Source organism: Methylorubrum suomiense (genome assembly GCF_022179765.1).
Taxonomy (GTDB): domain Bacteria; phylum Pseudomonadota; class Alphaproteobacteria; order Rhizobiales; family Beijerinckiaceae; genus Methylobacterium; species Methylobacterium suomiense.
This window is the reverse complement of the sequence record NZ_BPRE01000001.1, coordinates 248003-269528: the sequence shown is the minus strand read 5'-3', so window position 1 is coordinate 269528 and position 21526 is coordinate 248003. Positions and strand designations below refer to the sequence as shown.

25 protein-coding genes and 2 pseudogenes are annotated in these 21526 nt (G+C 69.7%); 11 read left to right on the top strand and 16 right to left on the bottom strand.

Going from position 1 to position 21526, the window contains the following annotated elements; genetic code table 11:
• Nucleotides 1–139 precede the first annotated feature (139 nt).
• Entirely contained in the window at nucleotides 140–1510 is a 1371-nt protein-coding gene (locus MFF26_RS01245) for a glutamate--cysteine ligase (protein WP_137831495.1), read from the bottom strand.
• A gap of 164 nt (nucleotides 1511–1674) precedes the next feature.
• Nucleotides 1675–2421: a 16S rRNA (uracil(1498)-N(3))-methyltransferase gene (locus MFF26_RS01240; RefSeq protein ID WP_137831496.1), complete on the bottom strand. Its 747-nt coding sequence runs from the start codon at nucleotides 2419–2421 to the stop codon at nucleotides 1675–1677.
• Between the two features lie 277 nt (nucleotides 2422–2698).
• Here MFF26_RS01240 and MFF26_RS01235 point away from each other — a divergent pair, with 277 nt between their 5' ends.
• The 3 genes from MFF26_RS01235 to MFF26_RS01225 are packed head-to-tail and all read left to right on the top strand — an operon-like array spanning nucleotide 2699 to nucleotide 4515.
• Nucleotides 2699–3304, top strand: a complete 606-nt coding sequence (locus tag MFF26_RS01235) for a hypothetical protein (protein ID WP_137831497.1) — start codon at nucleotides 2699–2701, stop codon at nucleotides 3302–3304.
• Nucleotides 3305–3343: 39 nt separating this feature from the next.
• Nucleotides 3344–4288 (top strand): 4-hydroxybenzoate octaprenyltransferase, encoded by a 945-nt coding sequence (gene ubiA, locus MFF26_RS01230; protein WP_238307399.1) that lies wholly within the window; start codon nucleotides 3344–3346, stop codon nucleotides 4286–4288.
• Nucleotides 4289–4326: 38 nt separating this feature from the next.
• Complete coding sequence (locus MFF26_RS01225) at nucleotides 4327–4515, top strand: ribosome modulation factor (protein ID WP_137831499.1); 189 nt, start codon at nucleotides 4327–4329, stop codon at nucleotides 4513–4515.
• A 529-nt stretch (nucleotides 4516–5044) separates the two neighbouring features.
• On the opposite strand, the gene MFF26_RS01220 is transcribed toward MFF26_RS01225, so the two are convergent.
• Nucleotides 5045–5539, bottom strand: coding sequence for a DUF6101 family protein (locus MFF26_RS01220; RefSeq protein ID WP_238307398.1), 495 nt, complete (start codon nucleotides 5537–5539; stop codon nucleotides 5045–5047).
• A gap of 343 nt (nucleotides 5540–5882) precedes the next feature.
• On the opposite strand from MFF26_RS01220, the gene MFF26_RS01215 reads away from it, so the two are divergent.
• Nucleotides 5883–6728, top strand: coding sequence for an inositol monophosphatase family protein (locus MFF26_RS01215; RefSeq protein WP_137830376.1), 846 nt, complete (start codon nucleotides 5883–5885; stop codon nucleotides 6726–6728).
• A 102-nt stretch (nucleotides 6729–6830) separates the two neighbouring features.
• On the opposite strand, the gene MFF26_RS01210 is transcribed toward MFF26_RS01215, so the two are convergent.
• Together MFF26_RS01210 and MFF26_RS01205 are read right to left on the bottom strand one after the other, a co-directional pair.
• The gene (locus MFF26_RS01210; RefSeq protein WP_137830423.1) at nucleotides 6831–7058 is read right to left on the bottom strand and encodes an AsnC family transcriptional regulator; all 228 of its coding nucleotides are present in this window, start codon (nucleotides 7056–7058) and stop codon (nucleotides 6831–6833) included.
• A 171-nt stretch (nucleotides 7059–7229) separates the two neighbouring features.
• Nucleotides 7230–7439 (bottom strand): cold-shock protein, encoded by a 210-nt coding sequence (locus tag MFF26_RS01205; RefSeq protein ID WP_009866236.1) that lies wholly within the window; start codon nucleotides 7437–7439, stop codon nucleotides 7230–7232.
• Nucleotides 7440–7784: 345 nt separating this feature from the next.
• Between MFF26_RS01205 and MFF26_RS01200 the strand changes: the two genes are divergently transcribed.
• The gene (locus MFF26_RS01200; RefSeq protein ID WP_137830377.1) at nucleotides 7785–8174 is read left to right on the top strand and encodes a hypothetical protein; all 390 of its coding nucleotides are present in this window, start codon (nucleotides 7785–7787) and stop codon (nucleotides 8172–8174) included.
• A 145-nt stretch (nucleotides 8175–8319) separates the two neighbouring features.
• Here MFF26_RS01200 and MFF26_RS01195 read toward each other — a convergent pair whose 3' ends face one another.
• Both MFF26_RS01195 and MFF26_RS26550 read right to left on the bottom strand, forming a co-directional pair.
• Complete coding sequence (locus tag MFF26_RS01195; RefSeq protein ID WP_137830378.1) at nucleotides 8320–8754, bottom strand: translation initiation factor 2; 435 nt, start codon at nucleotides 8752–8754, stop codon at nucleotides 8320–8322.
• A gap of 178 nt (nucleotides 8755–8932) precedes the next feature.
• A pseudogene (locus MFF26_RS26550) lies at nucleotides 8933–9155 on the bottom strand (hypothetical protein).
• A gap of 147 nt (nucleotides 9156–9302) precedes the next feature.
• On the opposite strand from MFF26_RS26550, the gene MFF26_RS01190 reads away from it, so the two are divergent.
• Complete coding sequence (locus MFF26_RS01190; RefSeq protein WP_137830380.1) at nucleotides 9303–9881, top strand: type 1 glutamine amidotransferase domain-containing protein; 579 nt, start codon at nucleotides 9303–9305, stop codon at nucleotides 9879–9881.
• Nucleotides 9882–9962: 81 nt separating this feature from the next.
• Here the strand turns inward: MFF26_RS01190 and MFF26_RS01185 are convergent, their stop codons facing one another.
• Both MFF26_RS01185 and MFF26_RS01180 read right to left on the bottom strand, forming a co-directional pair.
• Nucleotides 9963–10262: a hypothetical protein gene (locus MFF26_RS01185; protein ID WP_137830381.1), complete on the bottom strand. Its 300-nt coding sequence runs from the start codon at nucleotides 10260–10262 to the stop codon at nucleotides 9963–9965.
• A 117-nt stretch (nucleotides 10263–10379) separates the two neighbouring features.
• Complete coding sequence (locus MFF26_RS01180; RefSeq protein ID WP_137830382.1) at nucleotides 10380–11405, bottom strand: TerC family protein; 1026 nt, start codon at nucleotides 11403–11405, stop codon at nucleotides 10380–10382.
• A gap of 429 nt (nucleotides 11406–11834) precedes the next feature.
• Here MFF26_RS01180 and MFF26_RS01175 point away from each other — a divergent pair, with 429 nt between their 5' ends.
• Both MFF26_RS01175 and MFF26_RS01170 read left to right on the top strand, forming a co-directional pair.
• Complete coding sequence (locus tag MFF26_RS01175) at nucleotides 11835–13070, top strand: TIGR03862 family flavoprotein (RefSeq protein ID WP_137830383.1); 1236 nt, start codon at nucleotides 11835–11837, stop codon at nucleotides 13068–13070.
• Nucleotides 13071–13139: 69 nt separating this feature from the next.
• Entirely contained in the window at nucleotides 13140–13991 is an 852-nt protein-coding gene (locus MFF26_RS01170) for a glycosyltransferase family 2 protein (RefSeq protein WP_137830384.1), read from the top strand.
• Between the two features lie 24 nt (nucleotides 13992–14015).
• Here the strand turns inward: MFF26_RS01170 and MFF26_RS01165 are convergent, their stop codons facing one another.
• From MFF26_RS01165 to MFF26_RS01155, 3 genes are all read right to left on the bottom strand, one after another.
• Nucleotides 14016–14285 (bottom strand): DUF6894 family protein, encoded by a 270-nt coding sequence (locus MFF26_RS01165; RefSeq protein WP_137830385.1) that lies wholly within the window; start codon nucleotides 14283–14285, stop codon nucleotides 14016–14018.
• Between the two features lie 125 nt (nucleotides 14286–14410).
• On the bottom strand, nucleotides 14411–15169 hold the full coding sequence (locus tag MFF26_RS01160; protein WP_137830386.1) for a Crp/Fnr family transcriptional regulator: 759 nt from the start codon (nucleotides 15167–15169) through the stop codon (nucleotides 14411–14413).
• Nucleotides 15166–15570, bottom strand: a complete 405-nt coding sequence (locus tag MFF26_RS01155) for a hypothetical protein (protein ID WP_137830387.1) — start codon at nucleotides 15568–15570, stop codon at nucleotides 15166–15168. Before MFF26_RS01155 ends, MFF26_RS01160 begins: the two co-directional genes overlap by 4 nt.
• A gap of 354 nt (nucleotides 15571–15924) precedes the next feature.
• Here MFF26_RS01155 and MFF26_RS01150 point away from each other — a divergent pair, with 354 nt between their 5' ends.
• Nucleotides 15925–16635, top strand: coding sequence for a Crp/Fnr family transcriptional regulator (locus MFF26_RS01150; RefSeq protein ID WP_137830388.1), 711 nt, complete (start codon nucleotides 15925–15927; stop codon nucleotides 16633–16635).
• Nucleotides 16632–16871 (top strand): DUF6894 family protein, encoded by a 240-nt coding sequence (locus tag MFF26_RS01145; protein WP_137830389.1) that lies wholly within the window; start codon nucleotides 16632–16634, stop codon nucleotides 16869–16871. Before MFF26_RS01150 ends, MFF26_RS01145 begins: the two co-directional genes overlap by 4 nt.
• Here the strand turns inward: MFF26_RS01145 and MFF26_RS01140 are convergent.
• Nucleotides 16853–17605, bottom strand: coding sequence for a Crp/Fnr family transcriptional regulator (locus tag MFF26_RS01140; RefSeq protein ID WP_238307396.1), 753 nt, complete (start codon nucleotides 17603–17605; stop codon nucleotides 16853–16855). The two genes, MFF26_RS01145 and MFF26_RS01140, sit on opposite strands and share 19 nt — an antisense overlap.
• Before the next feature lie 210 nt (nucleotides 17606–17815).
• Between MFF26_RS01140 and MFF26_RS01135 the strand changes: the two genes are divergently transcribed.
• The gene (locus tag MFF26_RS01135; protein WP_137830390.1) at nucleotides 17816–18010 is read left to right on the top strand and encodes a hypothetical protein; all 195 of its coding nucleotides are present in this window, start codon (nucleotides 17816–17818) and stop codon (nucleotides 18008–18010) included.
• A gap of 88 nt (nucleotides 18011–18098) precedes the next feature.
• Here MFF26_RS01135 and MFF26_RS01130 read toward each other — a convergent pair whose 3' ends face one another.
• From MFF26_RS01130 to MFF26_RS26545, 3 genes and pseudogenes are all read right to left on the bottom strand, one after another.
• Complete coding sequence (locus MFF26_RS01130) at nucleotides 18099–19139, bottom strand: glycosyltransferase family protein (RefSeq protein ID WP_137830391.1); 1041 nt, start codon at nucleotides 19137–19139, stop codon at nucleotides 18099–18101.
• Nucleotides 19136–20221 (bottom strand): glycosyltransferase family 2 protein, encoded by a 1086-nt coding sequence (locus tag MFF26_RS01125; protein WP_137830392.1) that lies wholly within the window; start codon nucleotides 20219–20221, stop codon nucleotides 19136–19138. The genes MFF26_RS01130 and MFF26_RS01125 overlap by 4 nt, the downstream gene beginning before the upstream one ends.
• Before the next feature lie 5 nt (nucleotides 20222–20226).
• A pseudogene (locus tag MFF26_RS26545) lies at nucleotides 20227–21322 on the bottom strand (glycosyltransferase family 4 protein).
• Between the last annotated feature and the right edge of the window lie 204 nt (nucleotides 21323–21526).

Sequence of the window (21526 nt, the reverse complement as noted above, 5' to 3'; positions counted from 1 at the left end):
CTCCTGAGGTGTCACGAGCACGCTCAGGAACATTTCTTCAACCGTTGGGTTCCCTCGGGTTGAGCTTGGCCGTAGCAAGTGTGTGCCCTACCGCACAATCCGGCTCCGGTGCGGGCCCGGCACGGGATCGGCGCGGCCGTCAGAACGTGCAGACGGTGAAGGCCGGATCCACGCATTTCGACCAGGGGCCCTCGTACTCGCCGAGCAACACCTCGGCCCGGCTGCGCCCGGCCGCGACGATGGCTTCCAGCGGCTGGAGATAGACGGCCTCGTCCCGGCCCGACGCGTCGCGGCGTGCCCGTGCCTGAAGGCCGGCGCGGGCGATGGCCAGCGCCTCCGCCGCCACCGCGCCGAGGCTGCGCCCGCCGATGCTGGCGGCGAGCCCGAGCCGAGGCACGGCGGCGCGCAGGGATTCGCGCTCGGACGCCGTCCAGCCGCGCACGAGGTCCCAGGCGGCGGCCAGCGCCCCCTCGTCGTAGAGAAGCCCGGCCCAGAGGGCCGTCTGCGCCGCGATCATCGCCGGCCCGCCGACATCGGCGCCGCGCATCTCGAGGAAGCGCTTGAGGCGCACCTCGGGGAAGACCGTGGAGGCGTGATTCGCCCAGTCCGAGACGGTGGCCCGCTCGCCGGGGAGCTGCGGCAGGCGTCCCTCGAACAGGTCGCGGAACGAGGCCCCGGAGACGTCGTGATAGGTCTCCCCGCGCTTGACGAAATACATCGGCACGTCGAGCAGCCAGTCGGCATAGGCCTCGTAGCCGAAGCCGTCCTCGAAGGCCTGGGGGAACATGCCGGTGCGGTCCGCATCGGTGTCGCGCCAGATCTCGGAGCGGCGCGAGAGGAAGCCGTTCGGTCGCCCATCGGTGAAGGGCGAGTTGGCGAACAGGGCGGTCGCCACCGGCTGCAGCGCGAGACCGACGCGGAGTTTCCGCACCATGTCGGCCTCGGACGAGAAATCGACGTTCACCTGCACGGTGGCGGTGCGCAGCATCATGTCGAGGCCGAGCGTGCCGACCTTCGGCATGTAGCCCCGCATGATGCGGTAGCGGCTCTTCGGCATGAACGGCGTGCCCTCGCGCGTCCATTTCGGGCTCATGCCGAGATCGAGGAAGCCGATGCCCAGAGGTTCCGCCGCGCGGGCGGTCGCCGCGAGATGCTCGTCGAGTTCGGCCACGGTCGCGTGCACGTCCGGCAGCGGTGCCCCCGACAGCTCGAACTGCCCGCCGGGCTCGATCGAGATCGCGCCGCCGCCCTCGTTGCTCGCCAAGCCGATGATGGTGCCGGCATCCAGGATCGGCTCCCAGCCGGTCTCGCGGCCGAGATTGTCCAGCAGCGCCCGAATGCCGCGCTCGCCCTCGTAGGGCACGGGCGTCCGATCGGCTTTGTAGAATGGGATCTTCTCGTGTTCCGTGCCGAGCGCGAAGCGCGTCGCCGGTTTCTCGCCGTCGGCGAACCAGGCGATCAGTTCGTCCCGCGAGGTCAGCGGGGTCGTGTCGGACGTGTCGCGCGCCATGCGCTGCCTCGTCGAGCCGGTGGAGGGGCAGGCGCGAAAAAAGGCCCGATCAGAAGACCGGGCCCGCGATCGGCCGTGCCGGAGATGTCGTGTCCTTAGAGCAGGCCGCAAGCGCCGACAACGCGGGGCCGCGTCACGGGATCGGCATGACGGGAGCCCCGGTGCTAACGCGCATCTCCCAGCACCGCCTGAACCAGCGCCATGACGGCGACCGCCGCCGTGTCCGCCCGCAGGATGCGGGGGCCGAGCGAGAGCGCGACGGTGTTCGGGCGCGCGGCGATCAGGGCCCGCTCCTCTTCGTGAAAGCCCCCCTCGGGGCCGACCAGCACGGCGAGCGGCGGGGCGCCGCCTGCCGCGCCGCGCAAGGCGGCGACCGGGTCGGCGACCGGGGCGTCCTCGTCGCAGAACACCAGCAGGCGCTCGGGCTCCAGCGCGTCGAGCGCCGTGGGCAGGCGCACCGGCTCGGCGATGTCGGGGATCGCCAGGATGCCGCATTGCTCGGCGGCCTCGATCGCGTTCGCCCGCAGGCGGTCGAGCTTGATCCGCTCACCCTGGGTGAAGCGGGTGAAGACCGGGCGCAGGGTGCCGGCCCCCATCTCCACGGCCTTCTGGGCCATGTAGTCGAGCCGGCCGGTCTTCAGAGGGGCGAACAGGTAATGGAGGTCGGGCGGGGCGGGCTGGGGGCGGGTCCGCGCGACGATCCTCAGATCGGCGCTCTTGCGGCCGTTGGGAACGAGGTCGGCCCGCCACTCGCCGTCGCGGCCGTTGAACAGCAGCACCGGCTCACCCTCGGACTTGCGCAGGACGGTGAGCAGGTAATTGGCCTGCGCCCGCTCCAGCGGCAGGACGCGCCCCTCCGCCAGATCCGCCTCGATGAACAGGCGCGGCGCGGTGAAGTCGTAGAGGGCCATGCCGGCCTCCTCGCGTGGCGCCCCGGCGCTGTCAATCGGCGGAGCTGATGCGAAAGAGCAACACGGCGCGTTTTTCCGCGCTTTGCCCACGGCCTCGACCGCCCGAAGGCCCGCGGCACCATTGGCGCCACATTCCCGTGCAGGAACATCCTCACGAAACATCGCAAAGCCCGATCACCGGATTCGAGGCGCGCACCGCGCCGGAATCCGGTTCGGGCGGGCGCTGCGGAAGCGGGGGCGACACCCGCCGCGGCAAGCGGGAGAAGGACCGAGCCCTATGACTGCGCTGTCTGCCACCTCATCCAAGTTCACCGCCCTCGCCGGCGCGTTCGCGACCCTGGCGCTCCTGTCCGGCCCCGCACTGGCCCAGGGTGCCTTCGGCCAGATGCCGGCGCCCTCGATGGATGCGGCCCCGGCCGAGGCGGCACCCGTTGCGCCGCCGATGAGCATGCCGATGCCCTCCGCCGCAGCGCCGGCCCAGCCCGCGCCGCAGGGCGGCACCGATTGCAGCGCCATCCAGAAGACCCTGATCGAGCGCAAGAACCTCGTCGGCAAGGCCAATGCCGCCTCGAATTCCAAGCAGAAGATGACGCCGCAGGCGGCCTGCGCCCTGTTCGGCCAGCTTCAGGCCAACGGCACCACCGGCATCAAGTGGATCACCGCCAACAAGGAATGGTGCTCGATCCCGGATTCCTTCGCCGAAGGCTTCCAGGCCGACCACAAGCGCGTGGGTGAGATCCGCACCAAGGTCTGCACCATGGCGGCCCAGGCCTCGAAGATGGAGGCCCAGGCCCGGGCCCAGGCGCAGAACGGCGGCGGTGGTGGCCTGCTCGGCGGTCCCGGACTGAGCGGCAGCTTCAAGATGCCCCAGGGCGCGCTGTAAGCCGGGCGCATCGCCGAAGCCGCTCAAGCACCGACCGCGTTGCGTCCCCCTTCGGAGCCTGCCGGCCGCGTCGCCGACGCGGTCGCCGGCCATTGGGTCGATCGGCTCGCGCCGTCGCGCGCCCGACCCTATCTCCGCCTCGCCCGGATCGAACGGCCCGTCGGCTGGTGGCTGCTGCTGCTGCCGTGCTGGTGGTCGGCCGCGCTGGCCGGGATCGCGGCCGGGCGAGCGCCCGATCCGCTCCACCTGATCCTCTTCCTGATCGGCGCCGTCGCGATGCGCGGGGCCGGCTCGACCTACAACGACATCGCCGATCGCGATCTCGACGCCCAGGTCGAGCGCACCCGCTCGCGGCCGCTCCCGTCGGGGCAGGTGAGCACCCGCGCGGCGGCGGCCTTCCTCGTGGCGCAGGCGCTGGTGGGCCTGTGCGTCCTCCTGCAATTCAACGGCACCGCGATCCTCGTCGGGATGCTCTCCCTCGCGCCCGTGGCGATCTATCCGTTCATGAAGCGGGTGATGCCGCTGCCGCAGGGCGTCCTCGGCCTCGCCTTCGCCTGGGGCGCGCTGATGGGCTGGGTCGCCGTGTTCGGCCGTCTCGATGCGCCGGCCCTGTGGCTCTATGCCGGCACCGTCGCCTGGATCGTCGGCTACGACACGATCTACGCGGTGCAGGATATCGAGGACGACGAGATCGCCGGCATCAAGTCCTCGGCCCGCCTGTTCGGGGCGCGGTTGAAGCCCGCGGTCGGGCTCTGCTACGCGCTCGCCGCCGCCCTGATGGTGCCGGCACTCTGGGGGGCCGGGGCGCATGGGCTCGGCTGGCTCGGCCTCGTGCTGTTCGCCGCCCACCTCGCGCAACAGGTGCTGCGGCTTTCACCCCGCGACGGGCGGCTCGCCCTCACCTTGTTCCGCTCGAACCGTGATGCGGGGCTGATTCTGTTTGCCGGGCTCGCCGCGGATGCGGTGTGGCAGGCGATGGGCTGAGGCATCGCCTCGACTTCCGCGCGCGCCATATCCAGCAGATGAGCGACACCGACCTCCATGCCCCGGCCGACGATCCGACCGCAGAAGGCGCCCGGGCTCGGGCGCAGGGGCGCCCCCGCGACGCTTGCCCCTACGCGCAGAACTCGTCCGAGCGCACGGCGTGGCTCGAAGGTTACGATGGCAGCCCGATGGATCGGGCGCCCGATCTGCCGATGGACAACGGATAGACCGAGGCTTTGAACCGCAGCGGTTGCGTGGCACCTCGGCCCGCATCCATGATGCCCAGAGGGATGCCCTCTTTGCGGAGAGTTTTGCGCCCCTGTCCGAGACGCTCGCGTCCGCGGCACGGCGGCACGGCGGCACGGCGGCACGTCGAGCTGGTCAGAGCGTGGTGCCTCTGGGTTTCCTGTTGCCGCTGGCGCGCCCTCGCTTCCGGGACGGTTTTGGCCGAGGACGACAGCGACCACGATCAAATCGAGGCTGCCGCGCGAAGTTTCGAAGGGCAGAAGCTCGTAGAATTCGCGCTCGATAGGGCCGCGCCGGGCGACCTTCGGATTCGATCGCGGGGCCGCTCTCGAAACGGACCCCTACGCAAAGGACGACGGGGAGATGTGGTGGCTGTATCGGCCGGATGGACGCGTGTTGAGCTATCGCGCCGACGGTGCGGCCAGCCTCGATCCCGGTGATACCCCTCCGGATCGCGTCACTTGGCGCCCGGTGGAGCGGGGCGTAACGATCTCGTCGTCGTAAGCGCCGTCAGCCCCGCGAAAACATCTCGTTCTCGCCGCGGTGGATGCAGGGGCGGGCCGGCAGGCGGGTGGCCTTGCGGCGGGTGAGGAAGCGGGGGCGGCGGCCGCTCAGCGAGCCGTTGCGGCGGCGCTGGCGGCTGCGGCCCAGGGCGAGGCGGCCGATCTGCTGCGAGACCGGCACGAGGCTGCCGTCCTCGCGCAGCAGCATCCGCGGAAGACCGCCCTTGGCGGAGAGGTCGCGCCACTGCGCCACCACATATTCCTCGGTGAACGGGCCGAGGCGCATCAGCACCTCGCCCTCGGCATCGACCAGCAGCAGCGCGAAGCGATCCTCGCCGGTCGCCTCCGCATCGGCGAAAGCGAGGGCCACGCCGACGGCGGCGCTGCCCATGGACGCGCCGAGGATCGGCAGCGGCGTCGGCGCGACGGTCACGGCGGCACGGATCGCGCCGTCGTCGCAGGTGGAGGGGCAATCCAGAGCAGTGATCTCGAAAGTCATCATCGGTTCGATGCCTTGTCCCTGGTCGCGGTCTCTGTTGGACGCGCTGTCATGACAAGCATATGGCCCGGTCTCACCCCCAAGGCGCCTTAAAAGTGAGCGTTAAGCGATGGTGGATGGCCCCGAAGTCTCCGGAATGCTCAACGGACCCTTGTCGCGCTCGGTAAAAGCGCGGTGTATCGAGCCGGGCCGGCGAACGGCGTCGGCCACGGCACGGCAGGGCTGCGACCGTCCGTCCTTGTGACGGGGGCGGCTTCCCCCTTAGAACGGTCCTTAGGACGCGGAGCCGTTCCGCTGGCCCCGGCGCGGGCGATTCCTTGCATGCAAGCCGATGGCAAGCGAGCCCATGACCGACACGACATCCTCGCCCGGGGCGCCCTCCGTCGCCGCGCTGGCTCCGCTCCTGCGGGCGGCGGTGCATGAGGCGGCGACCCTGGCGCTGCCATTCTTCGAGCGCGGCGCGCAGACGCGCGCGCGGGTCTGGTCGAAGGCCGGCGGTTCGCCGGTGACGGAGGCCGACGTCGCCGTCGACACCTTCCTGAAGATCCGCCTCTCGGAGATCGAGCCGGGGGCGGCCTGGCTGTCCGAGGAGACGAGCGACGATCCGGTGCGGCTCGATGCCGGCCGGGTCTGGATCGTCGATCCGATCGACGGCACGCGGGCCTTCCTGTCCGGCCACCCCGACTGGTCGATCGCGGTCGCCCTGCTGGAAGCGGGTGAGCCGGTGCTGGGCGTGGTGTTCGCCCCCGCCACGGGGCGCTTCTACGAAGCCGCCGCTGGATGCGGCGCCACCCTCGACGGTGCGCCCATCCATGTCTCGGACCGTGCCGCGCTGGAGGGCGCGCGCATCACCGGTCCCAAGCCGATGCAGGACCGCCTCCTCGGCGGCGCGGCTCGTCTCGGGGCAGAGCCCAGCGTGACGCGGGTCGAGCGGGTGCCCTCGTTGGCCCTGCGGCTCGTGCGGGTGGCCGAGGGCGTGATCGACCTCGGCCTCGTCTCGAAGGATTCGCGGGATTGGGATTTGGCCGCCGCCGACCTGATCCTGCGCGAGGCGGGCGGCTTGGTCTGCGACCTCGACGGGCAACCGACGGTCTATAACCGTCCCGAGCCGCGCCATGGCGAGTTGATCGCCGTGCCGCGGGCGATGCGCGAGCCCGCTCTGGCAGCACTCGCGCGTGGCGCGTCGGCTTGAAATGCAATCCGACGAGCGGGAAACCGTTCGTCGGGACGCGCAAGCGTCATGGGTTTGAGGGTGCCGACCCGCCCGTTGGAAGGGGCCGGAGACGGCGTCCGCTTACGCCGCTTCGCTCAGCCGCACGGCGCGCGGCGAGAGGTTGAAGCGCGTCGCCAGGTGCCAGCGCAGTTCGCGCGGCGAATGATACTCGTAAGAGGAGTCGATCAGGTGGCTGAGATCGGCCGGGGCGTTGCGGGCCGCGGTGTCGATCAGGCGCTCCACCCGAAAGGTGGCCGCGTCGGTCACGGGCGAGCGGGCGCCGATATGGCGCTGAAACTCGAACTGCATTGTTGTTTTGCTTTCTCTCACCGGATGTCGCGGTCCTTCGAGGCCGGCCGGTGTCGTTTCTGGTTGTCGTTGATCAATGTGTCGTGCGTTGTTGCGCGGCACCCGCGATCCGCTGGACGGGCGGGAGCCGCATAGCGAGGGGACGAGGCGTATCGTCCCCGGCGAGGCGGATCAGACCGCCTGCAGGTTGCCGGCGGCGTCCTTGCCGCTGCGCTTGTCCGTCAGAACCTCGTAGGACACCTTCTGGCCCTCGACGAGATTGCGCAGGCCAGCGCGCTCGACAGCGGAGATGTGGACGAACACGTCCTTGCCGCCGTTATCCGGCTGAATGAAGCCGTAGCCCTTGGTCTCGTTGAACCACTTGACAGTTCCAGTATCCACGAAAACTTCCTTCGTTCTGGCTCGCACACGCGCAAGTAAATGCGCGCAGCGAGCGCGTCGTTTCATCCGCCGATGTACGGATAGACGGGATGCGGGCCGTGAAAAGCACGCGGTTTGGCGACCGCCGCTCCCGTCACATCCCTATGTAGGCCCAGGATGCGGCCTTAACAAGGCGGGAAGACGTTTCACGGCCCGTTCGGGACGCCGCAGGCAGGGCGCGCCCCAGCATTGACAGGCACCTTACGCCAATGCCTCACCCTGTGACAAAGCCGGATGTGGGTGCATATATGAGCAACGGTCCAAGGCGGTTACGCCGGGGCATTCCCCATCGCAGTCGGGCGGTTCATGGCGGGCATCTCGGTTTCCCTCGAAGGCGCGAACATCCAGCTCTCCTTCCAGAAGGATGAGCAATCCACGGCAGTGGTGATGGATGCGCGCGCGGCCCGCGCGCTCGTGCGCGCCGTCGGGCAGCTCCTCACCGCGATCGACGACGTTGACGAGGTCGATCTGCCCGATGAGAACAGCGACGAGGACATCGCCATGCTCGACGTGACCTCCTCGGCGATCGAGGTCGGCACCGACGAGCAGGGTCAGGCGGTGGTCGCGCTCCAAGCCGGCGCCCTACCGCCGTTTCAGCTGCGGCTGACCGATGAGGAGGCCCGCCACGTGGCCACCAGCCTCAGCGAGATCCTGGCCGCGCCGCGGGACGTGCGCACGTCCCACGGCGGTCACTGAAGCACAGCCCACTTCGATCCGGATCGCCGGAGCCCGTTTCGTCCGAACCCGAGCCATTACGAAAGGCCCCACACGCGCATGCGGGGCCTCTCGCTCTCGTCTTGGATGAGCGGGCGTGGAAGCCCGAGAGCAGATTCCCGCTCTCTCAGACGCCGGGACGGCCGCGCGGACGGCGAACGCGCGCGGCGCTGGGCAGCGCCTCGGGCACCAGAGTGACGATGACCGGGTTCGGCACATGGTCGAAGGCGGCGCCGTTATAGGCGTCCACCCCCATGCCGATCACGCCGCCGGCCAGCAAGTTGCCGGCGAAGCCCGCTGCGCCACTGCCGGCGAGCTTGGTTCGCACCGGTACGGTCTGCGGTCGATAGCCCGGCAGCGTGAAGGTTGCGTCGAACTCCTCCGAGCGTGGGACGTCGAGGGAGCAGGGCGTGCTCGGGCAGGTGCGGTTGGTCGAGGTGGTCATCGCGGCACCGGCCGGCGTCGAGGTGAACGTAATGACCTCCGACGTCCCCCGCGTGATGCTGCCGCAGGCCGACACTCCCGTCGCGACGATCGCGGCGAACAGACACTGACGAAACATGGAAGGAGCCCCCTCTGCCGCCTCTCCGGGCGGACAGCGCGGTTGTCCGCCGTGGGACAAGGCAACGCAAGGGTGCTGACCGGAGGAGATAAAAAGCGCTGCTGAAACAGGGGTCTTGTCGCAAAAAAGTAACAAAAGACCGTTCCCGCGCGAGGGGCGGGAACGGTTGTGGCATCGCCTACATGCGGATGCCGGGGTCGGTCGGTCCACCGGGGAGATAATCGGGCTCGGAACCTTGGGCCCTTGGGCTCGCCGATGCCGGGATCGTTCACCGGGTAGGGCGAGCGGGGGCCGGTCGGGCCGATATCGGGCTGATCGTCCGGTTGGGGCGGCGGGGGCAGATCACCGGGGATCGGTCCGCCGGGCGTCGGATCGGGCGTGGGAATGCCGGGATTGGCCATGGGCCTCCTCCTGCTGCAGCTTCGGGAATAACGGTCCAACACCCTCTCGCCATGGGGGTTCCGTCATCGACACCGGGGGATTGGCCGCAGGAACCGGTTCCGGATCGGATCGTTGGCCCGCCACATCCGACATTGATGGAGCAAGGCATGCCCGATATTCGCGAGGCAAAGATCCTTATCGTCGCCACCGACGGCTTCGAGGAGAGCGAACTCACCGTCCCGCAGACCAAGCTGACGGAGGCCGGTGCCAGCGTTCACGTCGCGAGCCCGCAATCTCGCCAGTCCAAGGAGACGATCCGTGGCTGGGACAAGACCGACTGGGGCAAGGACGTCACGGTCGATCTCGACCTCGAGAGTGTGAATCCGGCCGAGTACCATGCACTGGTGCTGCCCGGCGGACAAATCAACCCGGACAAGCTGCGTCTGGAGCCCAAGGCGCTCGACGTGATCCGCAGCTTCCTCACCGACGGCAAGGTCGTGGCTGCGATCTGTCACGGGCCGTGGCTGCTGGTCGAGACCGGAGCGGTCAAGGGCCGCACGCTGACCTCGTTCCCGTCGATCAAGACCGACGTGATCAACGCGGGCGGCAATTGGCAGGACAAGGAAGTGGTCACCGACGGCGGCATCGTCACGAGCCGCAACCCGAACGATCTCGACGCCTTCGTCGCCAAGATCATCGAGGAGATCCAGGAAGGCCGCCACGAGCCGCGTCAGCTCGCTGCCTGATCGATCCACGCAGAAACCATGAAGATGCCGCCGGCCCTCGGGTCGGCGGCTTTTCTATTTGAACCGTGAAGTGAAAGCGGCTCAGCGCTTGGCCACAGCCTTCTGCGCCTTCGCCCGCTCGCCGGACGCGCCGGCCATCAGCTTGGCCAAGTGTTCCTGATCGAAGCCGTCGGTGCTGGCGGCCTGGACGGAGGCGCCGGCGAAGGACTCGGCCTTGCGCGGTGCGATCGAACCGGTGCTCACGGGATCGGGTAGCGCCGCGACCGGGAGGACGGGCGCCGCGGCGGGTTCCCGCTGGAGGCGCAGGGCCCAATGGGCCGCGGTGGACAAAAGGGCGATGGCCAGGATCGCCTTGATGCCGTTCGTCAGGAAACGACGCATGGTGGTGGGCCGTCGAACGCGAGGGGAACGCGACCGGTTCCCCGGCCTGGCGGCATCATCGCGCAGGATCGTAAATGAACCGCTGCCGAGACGCCGCCAAGCCCGTGCCGGATCGGGTCAGGTCCGATGCGCGGCCTTCGCGTGCGCGTCCGTTTTCGGGGCCGCGCCCTCCGTCTCGCCGCGGGTCCGCCACAGGCTGTAGGCGATGCCGGCGGCCAGCAGGACCACGGTGACGGCCAGCGACACCCACGGCGGCAGATGCACGAGATCCAGCGTGTCGGCCACGATGATCTTGGCGCCGATGAACAGCAGGATGAAGGCGAGCGCCGTCTTGAGATAGGCGAAGCGGTCGACCATCGCGGCGAGGGCGAAATAGAGCGCGCGGAGCCCCAGGATCGCGAAGATGTTCGACGTGTAGACGATGAACGGATCGGTGGTGATCGCGAAGATCGCCGGCACGCTGTCGACGGCGAAGATGACGTCGGCGACGTTGACGAGCACCAGAGCCACCGCGAGCGGGGTCAGCCAGCGCACCTCCTTGCCGGTCTCCGGATCGGGCTTGCGGACGACGAAGTGTTGGCCGTGCGGCTCGTCGGTGACGCGCACCCAGCGCTTGAGCAGGCGGAAGGAGGCGCTGTCGCGCACGTCCTTCTCCTCGTCCTCCTTCGAGACCAGCATCTTGATGCCGATGTAGAGAAGGAAGACCGCGAAGATCGACAGCACCCAATGGGCTTGCTGGACCAGGGCGGAGCCCAGCCCGATCATCAGCCCGCGCAGCAGCACGGCGGCGAGAATGCCCCAGACGAGGACCCGGTGCTGTGCGGCCAGGGGGACGCCGAGCGAGGAGAGAATCACCGCGATGACGAAGACGTTGTCCATCGACAGCGACTTCTCGATCACGAGACCCGTCACGTATTCCTGGCCGGCTTGCGGCCCGAGCATCCACCACACCCAGCCGCCGAAGATCAGGCCGAGGGTGAAGTAGAAGGCGGTGAGGAGAAGGCTCTCCTTGACGCCGATCTCGTGATTCTTGTCGCGATGGAGCAGGCCGAGATCGAAGGCGAGCAAGCCCGCCACTAGGGCGTGGAAGCCCAACCACATCCAGACGGGTTTGCCGAGCCACTCGTAAGTGAGAAAGTCCATGGCGCTGGGACCTGATGCTTCTGCCGAAGGGAGAGCATCGGCTCCGACATCACGAGAAGCGCTGGTGCGGCCTCGGGCGATGGATCCACCGGGCTGGATCAGCTCGTGGAAGGCTCCCGATACAGGGGGAGCGACGCGAGAGGCACGCCCGCGCGTCCCGCCAGAGGGGCCCGCAGCCGATAAGGCGCAGTTAGAGAGGCGCGGGCGCCGATTCAAGGGCAAGGACCGTTCCCCGCGTTCACAGTTGCAGCATCACCCCATCGCGGTCGCCAAGGGACGAGATGGGCTGGGACGTGGTCGTCGTCCGAGCCCTCCGGGCACGGATCCATCCCTGGCAGGGCGGCGAAGTCGCGAAAGCCACCGATCCGTCACGTCCGCGCGCCCGGTCACGCTTGACAGCGGCTGCCCGCGCGCGTCCTCCCGGCATCCATGGATACGGATCGCAGGGGCATGGCGCAGGAGATCGCGGTCGTCGGCGGGGGCCCGGCGGGGCTGATGGCGGCCGAGACCCTGGCCAATGCCGGACGCAGCGTCACCGTCTACGAGCGGATGCCCTCCGTCGGGCGCAAGTTCCTCATCGCCGGTCGCGGCGGGCTCAACCTGACCCATTCGGAGAAGCTGCCGGCCTTCCTGGCCCGCTATCATCCGTCCCCGGCCATACTGGCCGCCGCGATCCAGGCCTATCCCCCCCAGGCCCTGCGGGATTGGTGCGAGGATCTCGGCCAGCCGACCTTCGTCGGGTCGAGCGGGCGGGTGTTTCCCCGGAGCTTCAAGGCGTCGCCGCTGCTGCGGGCGTGGCTTGCGCGTCTCGCCGGACGCGGCGTCACGATCCGGACCCGCCATCGTCTGACCGGGCTCGGCGCCGATGGCACGCTCACCTTCGATACACCGGAGGGCGCCTATCATGTCCGCCCGCGGGCGACGCTTCTGGCACTCGGCGGCGCGAGCTGGCCGCGGCTCGGCTCGGACGGCTCCTTCGTGCCGCTGCTGGAAAACGCCGGATTCGCGGTCACCCCCTTGAGACCGGCCAATGTCGGCTTCGCCGTGGCTTGGTCGTCCCACATCGCCGAACGCTTCGCCGGGGCGCCGCTCAAGCGCATCGCGGCCCGGATCGACGGGACGGCGGCGCGCGGCGAGGCGGTGGTGACGGCCGGCGGGATCGAGGGCGGCGTGATCTACGCCCTCGGCCGACCGATCCGCGAGGCGGTGGAGCGCGAGGGGGCGGCCCGCCTTGTCCTCGATCTGCGACCCGACCTCGACACGGCGGCCCTGGCCGGGCGCCTCGCCCGCACGCGCCCCGGCGAGAGCCTCTCGACGCGCCTGCGCAAGGCGGCGGGGCTCGATCCGGTCGCGGCGGCGCTGCTGCGCGAGGCGCACGCCAATGCCCTGCCGGCCGACCCGGCCGCCCTGGCGGCGGCGATCAAGTCCGCCCCCCTGCGTCTCACCGCGCCGGCTTCGATGGACCGGGCGATCTCGACTGCGGGCGGCCTCGCCTTCGACGAACTCGATGAACGCTTCATGCTGCGCGCCCGCCCCGGCCTGTTCGCGGCGGGCGAAATGCTCGATTGGGAGGCGCCGACCGGCGGCTACCTGCTCCAGGCCGCCTTCGCCAGCGGCCGGGCGGCCGCGCGGGGGATGCTGGGCTGGCTCGGCGCGTGGAGCTGACCGCTCTTCATCCCCGTTTCAGGATCGCCCCGGCACAACGCGCCGATCATTCGCCGGAAACCGAGATCCGTGAGCAGCATCAGCGTCGTCACGCTCAACAAGGGGCGCGAGGCCCATCTGGCGCGCCTGATCGAGGGGCTTGCCCACGGCAACGCCCCGGCCGAGTGCGTCGTCGTGGAGATGGGGCGCGATCCCGCCCCGCTGCCCGAGACGCCGTTCCCGCTGCGGCGCGTCGCCCTTCCGAGCGAGGGCCTGCCGCTTGCCGCCGCCCGCAACGCGGGGCGCAGGGCGGCGCGCGGCGACATCCTCGTCTATCTCGACGTCGATTGTATCCCCGCCGCCGGGCTGGTGGCGGGCCTGGCCGCCGTGGCCCAGGTGCAGGACGCGCTCGTCTGCGGGCCGATCCGCTACCTGCCGGCGGGAGCCGTGCGGGACGGCTGGACGGAAGCGGACCTGATGCGCCTGGGGATGCTGCACCCGGCGCGTCCCTTCCCGGAGACCGGGTTCGCGCCGACCGACAATCCCGGCCTGTTCTGGTCCCTCGCCTTCGCGGTGCGGGCCGCCACCTGGGACCGGCTGGACGGCTTCGACGAGGGGTTCGACGGCTACGGCGCCGAGGACACCGATCTCGCCTTCCGCGCCGCCGAGGCCGGGGTGCCGGTGCTGCTGGCGGGCGTGCCGCCGGCCTTCCACCAGCACCACCTGTCCTGCGATCCGCCGCTCCAGCATTTCGCCGACATCGTTCGCAACGCCCGGCGCTTTCGCGCCCGCCACGGGCTGTGGCCGATGGACGGCTGGCTCGATGCCTTCGCCGGTCTCGGCCTGATCGCGGCCGAGCGCGAGCCCGACCTCACCGTGCTGCGGCCGCCGTCCCCGGACGAGGTCGCGGCGGCGCGTGTGCCGGCCGACCGGCCGTTCTAAAGGGCACAGCGATCGTGCCGCGGATCATCGCTGCGGCGCCGACCACTCCATGTCGAGCCGCAGGCGCGTGCGGAACAGGACGGCGCCGGCCGGATCCCGGATCTCGGCGGCGATGATGCGCTCCCGCTCCCGAAGCATGGCGGCGCGGCGCCTCGGACCATGCACGGCCTCGCGTGCGAGTTCCGGAAGCAGCGCCACGACCGCTGCGCAGGCCTCATCGAGACTCATGAATTCGAGTCCGTCCTCGTCGCGGGTAAACGTATCGCCATCGACGACGTCGATATGAAGAAGCATGGCCACATCCGCGAAAATTGACTTTGATGGTATTTTGGCTTCCGGAATATGTCCTTAACCTTTCCGATGTTGCGGCGACGCGTCCCGGCTTATTCCTTTCACAAGTCTGTGCTTGCGCGCGGTCCCTATTCGCCGGCCACGGCTTCGAGGCTGGCGCGATCGAGGAGGCGCAGGCGACCGCCTTTCAGCTCCAGAAGTCCCGCACGACGCAGTTCCTGCAGAACGCGGTTGACGTGGACGGTGCTGATGCCGATGCATTCGGCAAGATCGACCTGCGTCAGCGGCAGCGGGCCCTCGTTGCGGTCGGCCAATCCCACGGCGTGCAGCCGGTCGAGGATCTCGAAAAACAGGCGCACCAGCCGCTCCACGGCGAGCCCGATGCCCAGGGCCGTCAGCCAGCTGCGGCTGCGCGCTTCGGCCTCCAGCTTGGAACGCCGCAGCGCCAGCGCAACGGCGGGATGATGGGCGATCAGATCCTCCACCGCCGCCTGCGGCACTCGGGCCACCCGGCAGGGTGAGAGCGTGGCGATGCCGTGGTCCCAGCGTTCGAGATGGGCCAGATCCGGGTCGCACAGATCTCCCGGCAGCAGCAGGGCAAGGATCTGGCGGGCGCCGGAGGCCCGCTGAACGTAGCGGCAGGCAATCCCCTCGAGAATGAGAAAGGCACCCTCGGCCGCATCGCCCTGGCGTACGAGGTCGGTATGCGCGGTGATCATCGCCTCTCGGATGGCGAGGTGCGACAGGGCGGCGAGGTCGTCGCTGGAGAGAGGAGCATGGGCGCCGAGGCGCCGGGCCAGAGGGCCGGCCATTCCATCGAGCGGTCCCAATGGGGGACGCAGCGCGATGTCGAATTGCGATTGCAGACGGGATTGCAGGCTGGTCATGGTCTGCTCCTCGCCGGCAGCGGCGGCGCCACCGTATCGACGATGTCGTCCGTCCAGGCCGGTCGACTCAGGAAGGGGATGTCACGGAGTTCGGACGCGCGCCCGGGCATCTCCGTACAGGCGGCGTGGCCGACCCTGGGCATTCCCCGTCGGCGCGGATTCCCGAGCATGGCCCAGCCCGCTCCGTCCCGCTGTTCCTGTACAAAAACGATGCTCAGCATCGTCCGGTGCAGCAAGAAGAACCGTGTCTCCGGCGATCTTCGGGGTGGTCCGAGCGCATGCCGGTCCGCTCTCGCACCAGCATCCGTGAGATCGGAAGCGATGATCGGAGCCGCTTCAACCAAAACTACACGGCGATGGCTGGCGGTCTTCTCAACATATGTTTGCTTGAAGTCGTACATGCGAAGACTTGGCAAGCCGGAAACGCTCATGAGATAGTACTAGCTGACCGACTCAGGGGCGGGAATAGGTTCCGGCGCCTTTGTCCGGAATCGTACTGGACGCGGTTCGTTGCGATCCAAAATCGCCGGGATCGCGCTTCCCGAGGTCCGCGCCGGAGCAGTTTGAATCGGTCACGCTGTCCGGCGCTCGACTGCGCGACGTCTCTGCTCGACAATCCGAATCCCACTGGATCGGAGCACATCCGAGGCCAACGCGTCCCCCGATACCTATATAGATATCATCGCCTGCCGAATTGTTCGGGCGCAGGCGGCTGGGAGACGGCGTGCGCTCTTGCCCCAAACGGGAGCCGGGCCATGCCACAGCTTCGACAATCCGCTCTTCGCAATCGGCTTCTCGCTGCCTTGACGGCGGAGGACTTTGCCCGGCTCGCCCCGCATCTGGCGGAAACGCCGATGACGATCCGCGAATGCGTCATCACATCCGATCAGCCGATCGCCCATGCCTATTTCCTGGAGGATGGGCTCGTCTCGCTGATCGCGGACACCCGCGAGGGGCGGGTCGAGATCGGTCTCGTCGGACGCGAGGGCATGATCGGCGTGCCGCTTCTGCTCGGCACCGATCGGACCCCGCACAACGCCATGGTGCAGGCCGACGGCACGGCTCTCCGGATCGCTGCCGCCGAACTCTGCGCCGCACTCGATGCCAGCGCGGCACTGCGGGGCGTGCTCGGGCGTTACGTACAGACTCTGATCGTACAGGTCGGGCAGACCGTCTACGCCAACGCCGACTACAACATCGAGGCGCGCTTGGCGCGTTGGATCCTCATGACGCAGGACCGCCTCGGCCGGGACGAACTGCCGATCACGCACGACTTCATGGCGATGATGCTGGGCGTGCGTCGACCGGGCGTCACGACGGCCCTGCACATCCTCGAAGGCACCCGATTGATCCAGGCGAAGCGCGGCCGCGTCATCGTGCTGGACCGGGCCGGTCTGATGGATTTCGCGAGCGACAGCTACGGTCCGGCGGAAGCGGAGTACGAGCGGCTGTTCGGGGAGGGATGACGCTGCCCCGCTACTTCCTCAACATCCGCCGCAACGGCGTGCTGATCCGCGATGAGGAAGGCGATGATCTACCCGATGCCGCGGCGGCCCGCGCGCTCGCCCTCGAGACGCTGCGGGAGATGCTGCGCCTGCCCCATGTCTACGGCCCGCCGCGCGAATGGAAGCGGAACGTCTTCGTCATCACCGACGAGGCGGGCACCGTACTGGAAGAAGTGCCCTACGATGTGCTGCTCTGATCCGGGCCACTCTCGGCGCCGTTGCGGCGCAGGGGGCCGATCAGGCGCTCGTACTCCGCCTCCGCCGGCCCATAGGCCGGACCCGCGGCCTCGATCAGGCCGGGGCGGTTCAGCACCCGCACCCGCCCGCGCTGCGCCCGGACCAGCCCCGCGCCCTCAAGCATCTGCAGGGCGACGGTCACCGTGGGCCGGCGCACGCCCAGCATCAACGACAGGAACTCGTGCGTGACCGAGAGATCGTCGCTGTCCTGCCGATCATGGTACATCGCGAGCCAGCGGGCGAGCCGCTCCTCGGCCGGCGCGCTGGCATTGGCGAGTGCCGTCTGCGCGGTCTGGACCAGGAAGGTCTGAGTGTAGCGCAGCAGGAGCAGGCGCAAGGTGGCGCTGGCCTCGATCGCCTGCGTCAGCGCCTCGGCCTCGATCCGCAAGCCGGCGCCGGACACCTGCATGAAGGTCTGGTGCGGCACCCGATTGCTGCCGAGCACGAGGACGGTGCCAGCGAGCCCGTCCCGCCCGAACAGACCAATCTCGATGCGATTGCGCTCCTGCATGCTCGCGATCACCGAACACAGCCCGGTCTCGGGAAACACCGCGTGAGTGATCGGCCGGTCGGGCTCGATCAACACCATGCCGACGGGCAGATCCACCGGCTGCAGATGCGGATGCAGCAGCGCGAGATCGTCCGCGCTGAGTTGGGCCAACAGCCGGTTCTGGGGGATCGAGTGAGCGGGCAAGGAGTTTGGTCGTAAGCTGAGCAAAATGAAGCTCTCGGCGCATAACCGATTGGTCGGCGAACGCGATGGGAAATTGCTCACAAGCTGAGAATCGTCTGAAAACGGACATTTCCAGACAACCAGTGATTAACATGCATCAGGACTATCGATATTGAACCGATACGCATCTCATGTGTTCGGTACGGTGTCGTACAGAGATCGGACACCAAGATGTACAGGGTCGAATGCATCGGGGCGGACCGGCCCGAACCGAGCCTGCACGACACGGCGAGCGAAGCGCTGCTGGCGGTCTACGATCTGCGGGCGGCTCGGACCGACGCGCCCACGATCACCGACGCATCCGGATCGACCTTGACGGAGGTGCAGCTGGCCATGCTGGCCCTCGTCGAGCGCGTGCAGCCCTAAGCGGTGTGGTATCCCTGACGCGGGGCGCGGGTCCCGCGAACCCCGCCGGCGTCCTTCCCGACGCGACATCGTCGCGGGTTCCGTCCCGTCAGCCCCGACACAAAGCCTCGATCGAGGCCGCCGTGCGGGCGAGGGCGTCGGGCTCGACGAGGGCTCGGATACGGGTGGGGTCGAGAGCGAGCCCCCGCGCGACGAGGCTCGGCCACGCCTCGACCTCCGGCCAGCCGGGATGGACGAGGGCCGCACCGAGCCGCGCGAGCCCCTCCGCCTTGGCCTCCTGTTCGCCGTAGGCGCGGGCCTCCGGGAGGCAGAGGAAGCGCTTGCCCTGCGCGGCCACCGCGGTGACGAGACCGTCGCCCGCGCCGCCGATCACGAGCGCGGCGGCGGCGAGGTGGGGGCGCACGTCGCCGACCCAGCCGTGACAATGCAGGTTTTTCGGGGCCGTGCCCGCGCCGGTCACGGGGCCGAGCACGTGCCACTCACGATCCGGCACGCGGGCGGCGGCCTCCGCGAGGCGGGGGAACGCGCCGCCCTCGCCGCCGCGGCCGAACACGACGACGATGCGCCCGTCCTCGGGCTGCGAAGGCGCCGATTCCGCACCGAGGAAGCCGGCAAAATCCGTCTTGTCCCGAACCCATTCCGGCACGTCGCCGCCGTCGAGCGACGCCGGAAACGGCGCGAGCAAGCGGCTGGCTGCCCGAAAGGCTTCGAGATGGGGCGTATCGGTGCGCGACCCCGAGAGCCGTACGACGAGGCTCGGCACCGACAGGAGCCGGGCGAACAGCGCGACCTCGCAGGAGACGTCGACGATCATCAGCGCCGGGTCGTTCTCGGCGGCCCAGGCGGCGATCCGCCCCATGCGGGTGCGGATCCCTGGATGGTTCAGCGGCGCGTAGTGGAAGGCGTCGGGCCGTCCGGCCGCCCCGTCCCGCCCATCGAAGGTGTCGGCGAGGCGGTCGTCGGGCAGGTCGAGCACGGGGCCCGGCGCGGCGGCCGTATCGATCCCCGCGAAGGTGCCGATCAGGGTGCAGGGTCGTCCGAGCGCCCGCAACGCGTGACCGAGCGCCACCGCGCGCTGCCAGTGCCCCGCCCCCTGGTGATGGACATAGTAACCGACGGGTCGCGTCACGCCGCGGCGTCCTGCCGGAGTTGCGCCGCCAGCGCGTCGAGATCGGCCAGCGCCTGATCCAGCCCGCATTCGGGCGCCGGGGGATCGTTCGGCGCGAGGTGGGCCATCGTGCGCTCGACGAAGGCGATGTCGTTGGGGCAATCGGCCAGGATGGCGGCGCGGTCCTGCGCGTCCAGCCCCAGGCCCGCGAGGGTGTCGATGGCGGCGCCCTCGCGCCAAGCCCGGCGCAGGCGGGCCCGGCGCAGGATCAGGTCGCGCCAGAAGCCCGCCTCCGGCAGGCGATAGGCTTCGCCGCCGCGCACCACGCGGGCGCGGCGCAGCATCTCGACGGCCATGCCGCCCTCCGCGCGCCCGGCGGTGCGGGCCGAAACCTGCACCGAGACGGCGGGACAGTGGCGCAGGCGGCCCCCCGCCCGTTGAACGGCCGCCACCAGCGCGTTGTCCTCGCCCCGCGGCAGGGCCGGCAGGCCGCCGACCGCGCGGTAGAGCGAGGCGCGCAGCGCGAGACTGCCGCCGGTATGATCGCCGTGGCGCGGGGCCGGATCGTGCGGAGGCGGATCCAGGCTGTCCTCCAAGAGGCGCACGCCCGCCCAGTAGCGCTCCACCTGGGCGTGGAAGGCGGCAAGCACCGGATCGGTGTCCCCGAGATCGTCGCCCTCGTCGTCGATGACGAGGCGTCCGCCGACGATCTCGGCGCCCTCGAGGGCGCGCAGGTTCGCGACGACCCAGGACGGATCGAGCCGGGCATCGGCGTCGGTGGTCAGGAGCACGCCGTCGGGCGCGCCGTCAGCCTCCAGCCATTCGGCGCCCAGATCGAGCGCCCGGCGTCGAGCGGTGCCGACATGGGCCTCGGCGCCGGCGAAGGTCGCTTCGATCAGGCGCAGGTCGATCCTGTCGAGGGGTAGCCCGCGCGCGACGGCGACGGTGCCGTCGGTGCAATTGTTGGCGACCACCACGACCCGCAAACGGTGGACGGAGGAAAAGCCGTCCTGCCGGTCGAGCGCCCGCAGTAGCCGCGGCAGCCGCTCGGCCTCGTTGCGGGCCGGGATGCAGATGACGGCCGGGCCGGGAAGCGGCGCCATGGCGGTCAGGCGATCAGGCGTTCGAGGACGGGCCGCGTCGGACGCCGCGCGGGCGTCTCGCCGGCCAGCACCTCGCGATAGAGATCCTCGTAGCCGTCGGTCATCACGTCGGCGTCGTACAGCGTCTCGGCACGGCGGCGGCAGGCGCGTCGGTCGAGGCCAACCGCGCGGGTGATGGCGCGGGCGAGATCCGCCACATCGTCCGCCCGGGCCAGCGCACCGGATTGGCGGTCGACGATGTCGGGGATCGCCCCGCGGGCGAAGGCCGCGACCGGCGTGCCGCAGGCAAGCGCCTCGGCGACGACGAGGCCGAACGGCTCCTCCCAGCGCGGCGATACGATGGCCGCCCGCGCGCCGCCGAGCTGGCCAGCGAGTGCGGCATGGGAGAGATGCCCGACATAGGTCACGCCCTCGCCGAGCCTCGGGGCGATCCACTCGTCCCAGTAGCGCGGGTTCGGCTGCGGGCCGGCGAAGCGCAGGGGGATACCGGCCGCGCGCGGCATCGATCGCCAGATGCGTGCCCTTCTCGGGCACGATCCGCCCGCTCCAGAACACGTAACCGGCGGGATCGGCGGCGGGGCTGAAGGCGAAGGTCGAGAGATCGATGCCGTTGCCGATGATGCGGGCGTTCGGCGCCAGCTCGGCCCATTCCTGTGCCAGCGAGGGCGAGACCGCGGCGAAGATCATGCCGGGCTTGGCCGCCAGCACGCCTTCCGTCAGCGAGTCGAAGGGCGGGGTGTGCAGCGCCGTCACCATCGGTGCGACCAGATGGTTGCTCGCCTTGAGCGGCAGGGGGTGGAGGCTGTTGTTGTGGATCACGTCGAAGCCGCCCTGGGCGATCGCCTCGACGATCCGCTCGTAGGCGGCGTGTTCGGCGCGGGCGATCCGCTCGAAGGCGACGGGGTCGCCGAGCGCGTCGCCGGTCGGCGGGCAGACCGGATCGGGCACGAGCGCCGGATCCGAGCCGGCGGCGGCGAAGAGGGTGACCCGGTGCCCGCGGCGGCGCAGGGCGCCGGCCAAGTGATGCGTGTGCATCTCCAGCCCTCCGAGATAGGGCTGGCCGATCGGGAACTTGAGATGAGCGATGACGGCGATCTTCAAGGGAGGCGTCCGGCGTCGGCGTTCTATGGGACGGACCGCAGGGACTCCCACGGCCAGGCTTCACGCCTCACCATCGCTCGCGCCGTTCGAACGTTGGATGAACGGCGAATTCATTGTGCAGAGCTTTTTCTCCACGGCCGCGGTCGGGCACGAGGCCGCAGGGCGATTTTTTGCCGACTTTCGATGATGGCCGGCGCACGCCCT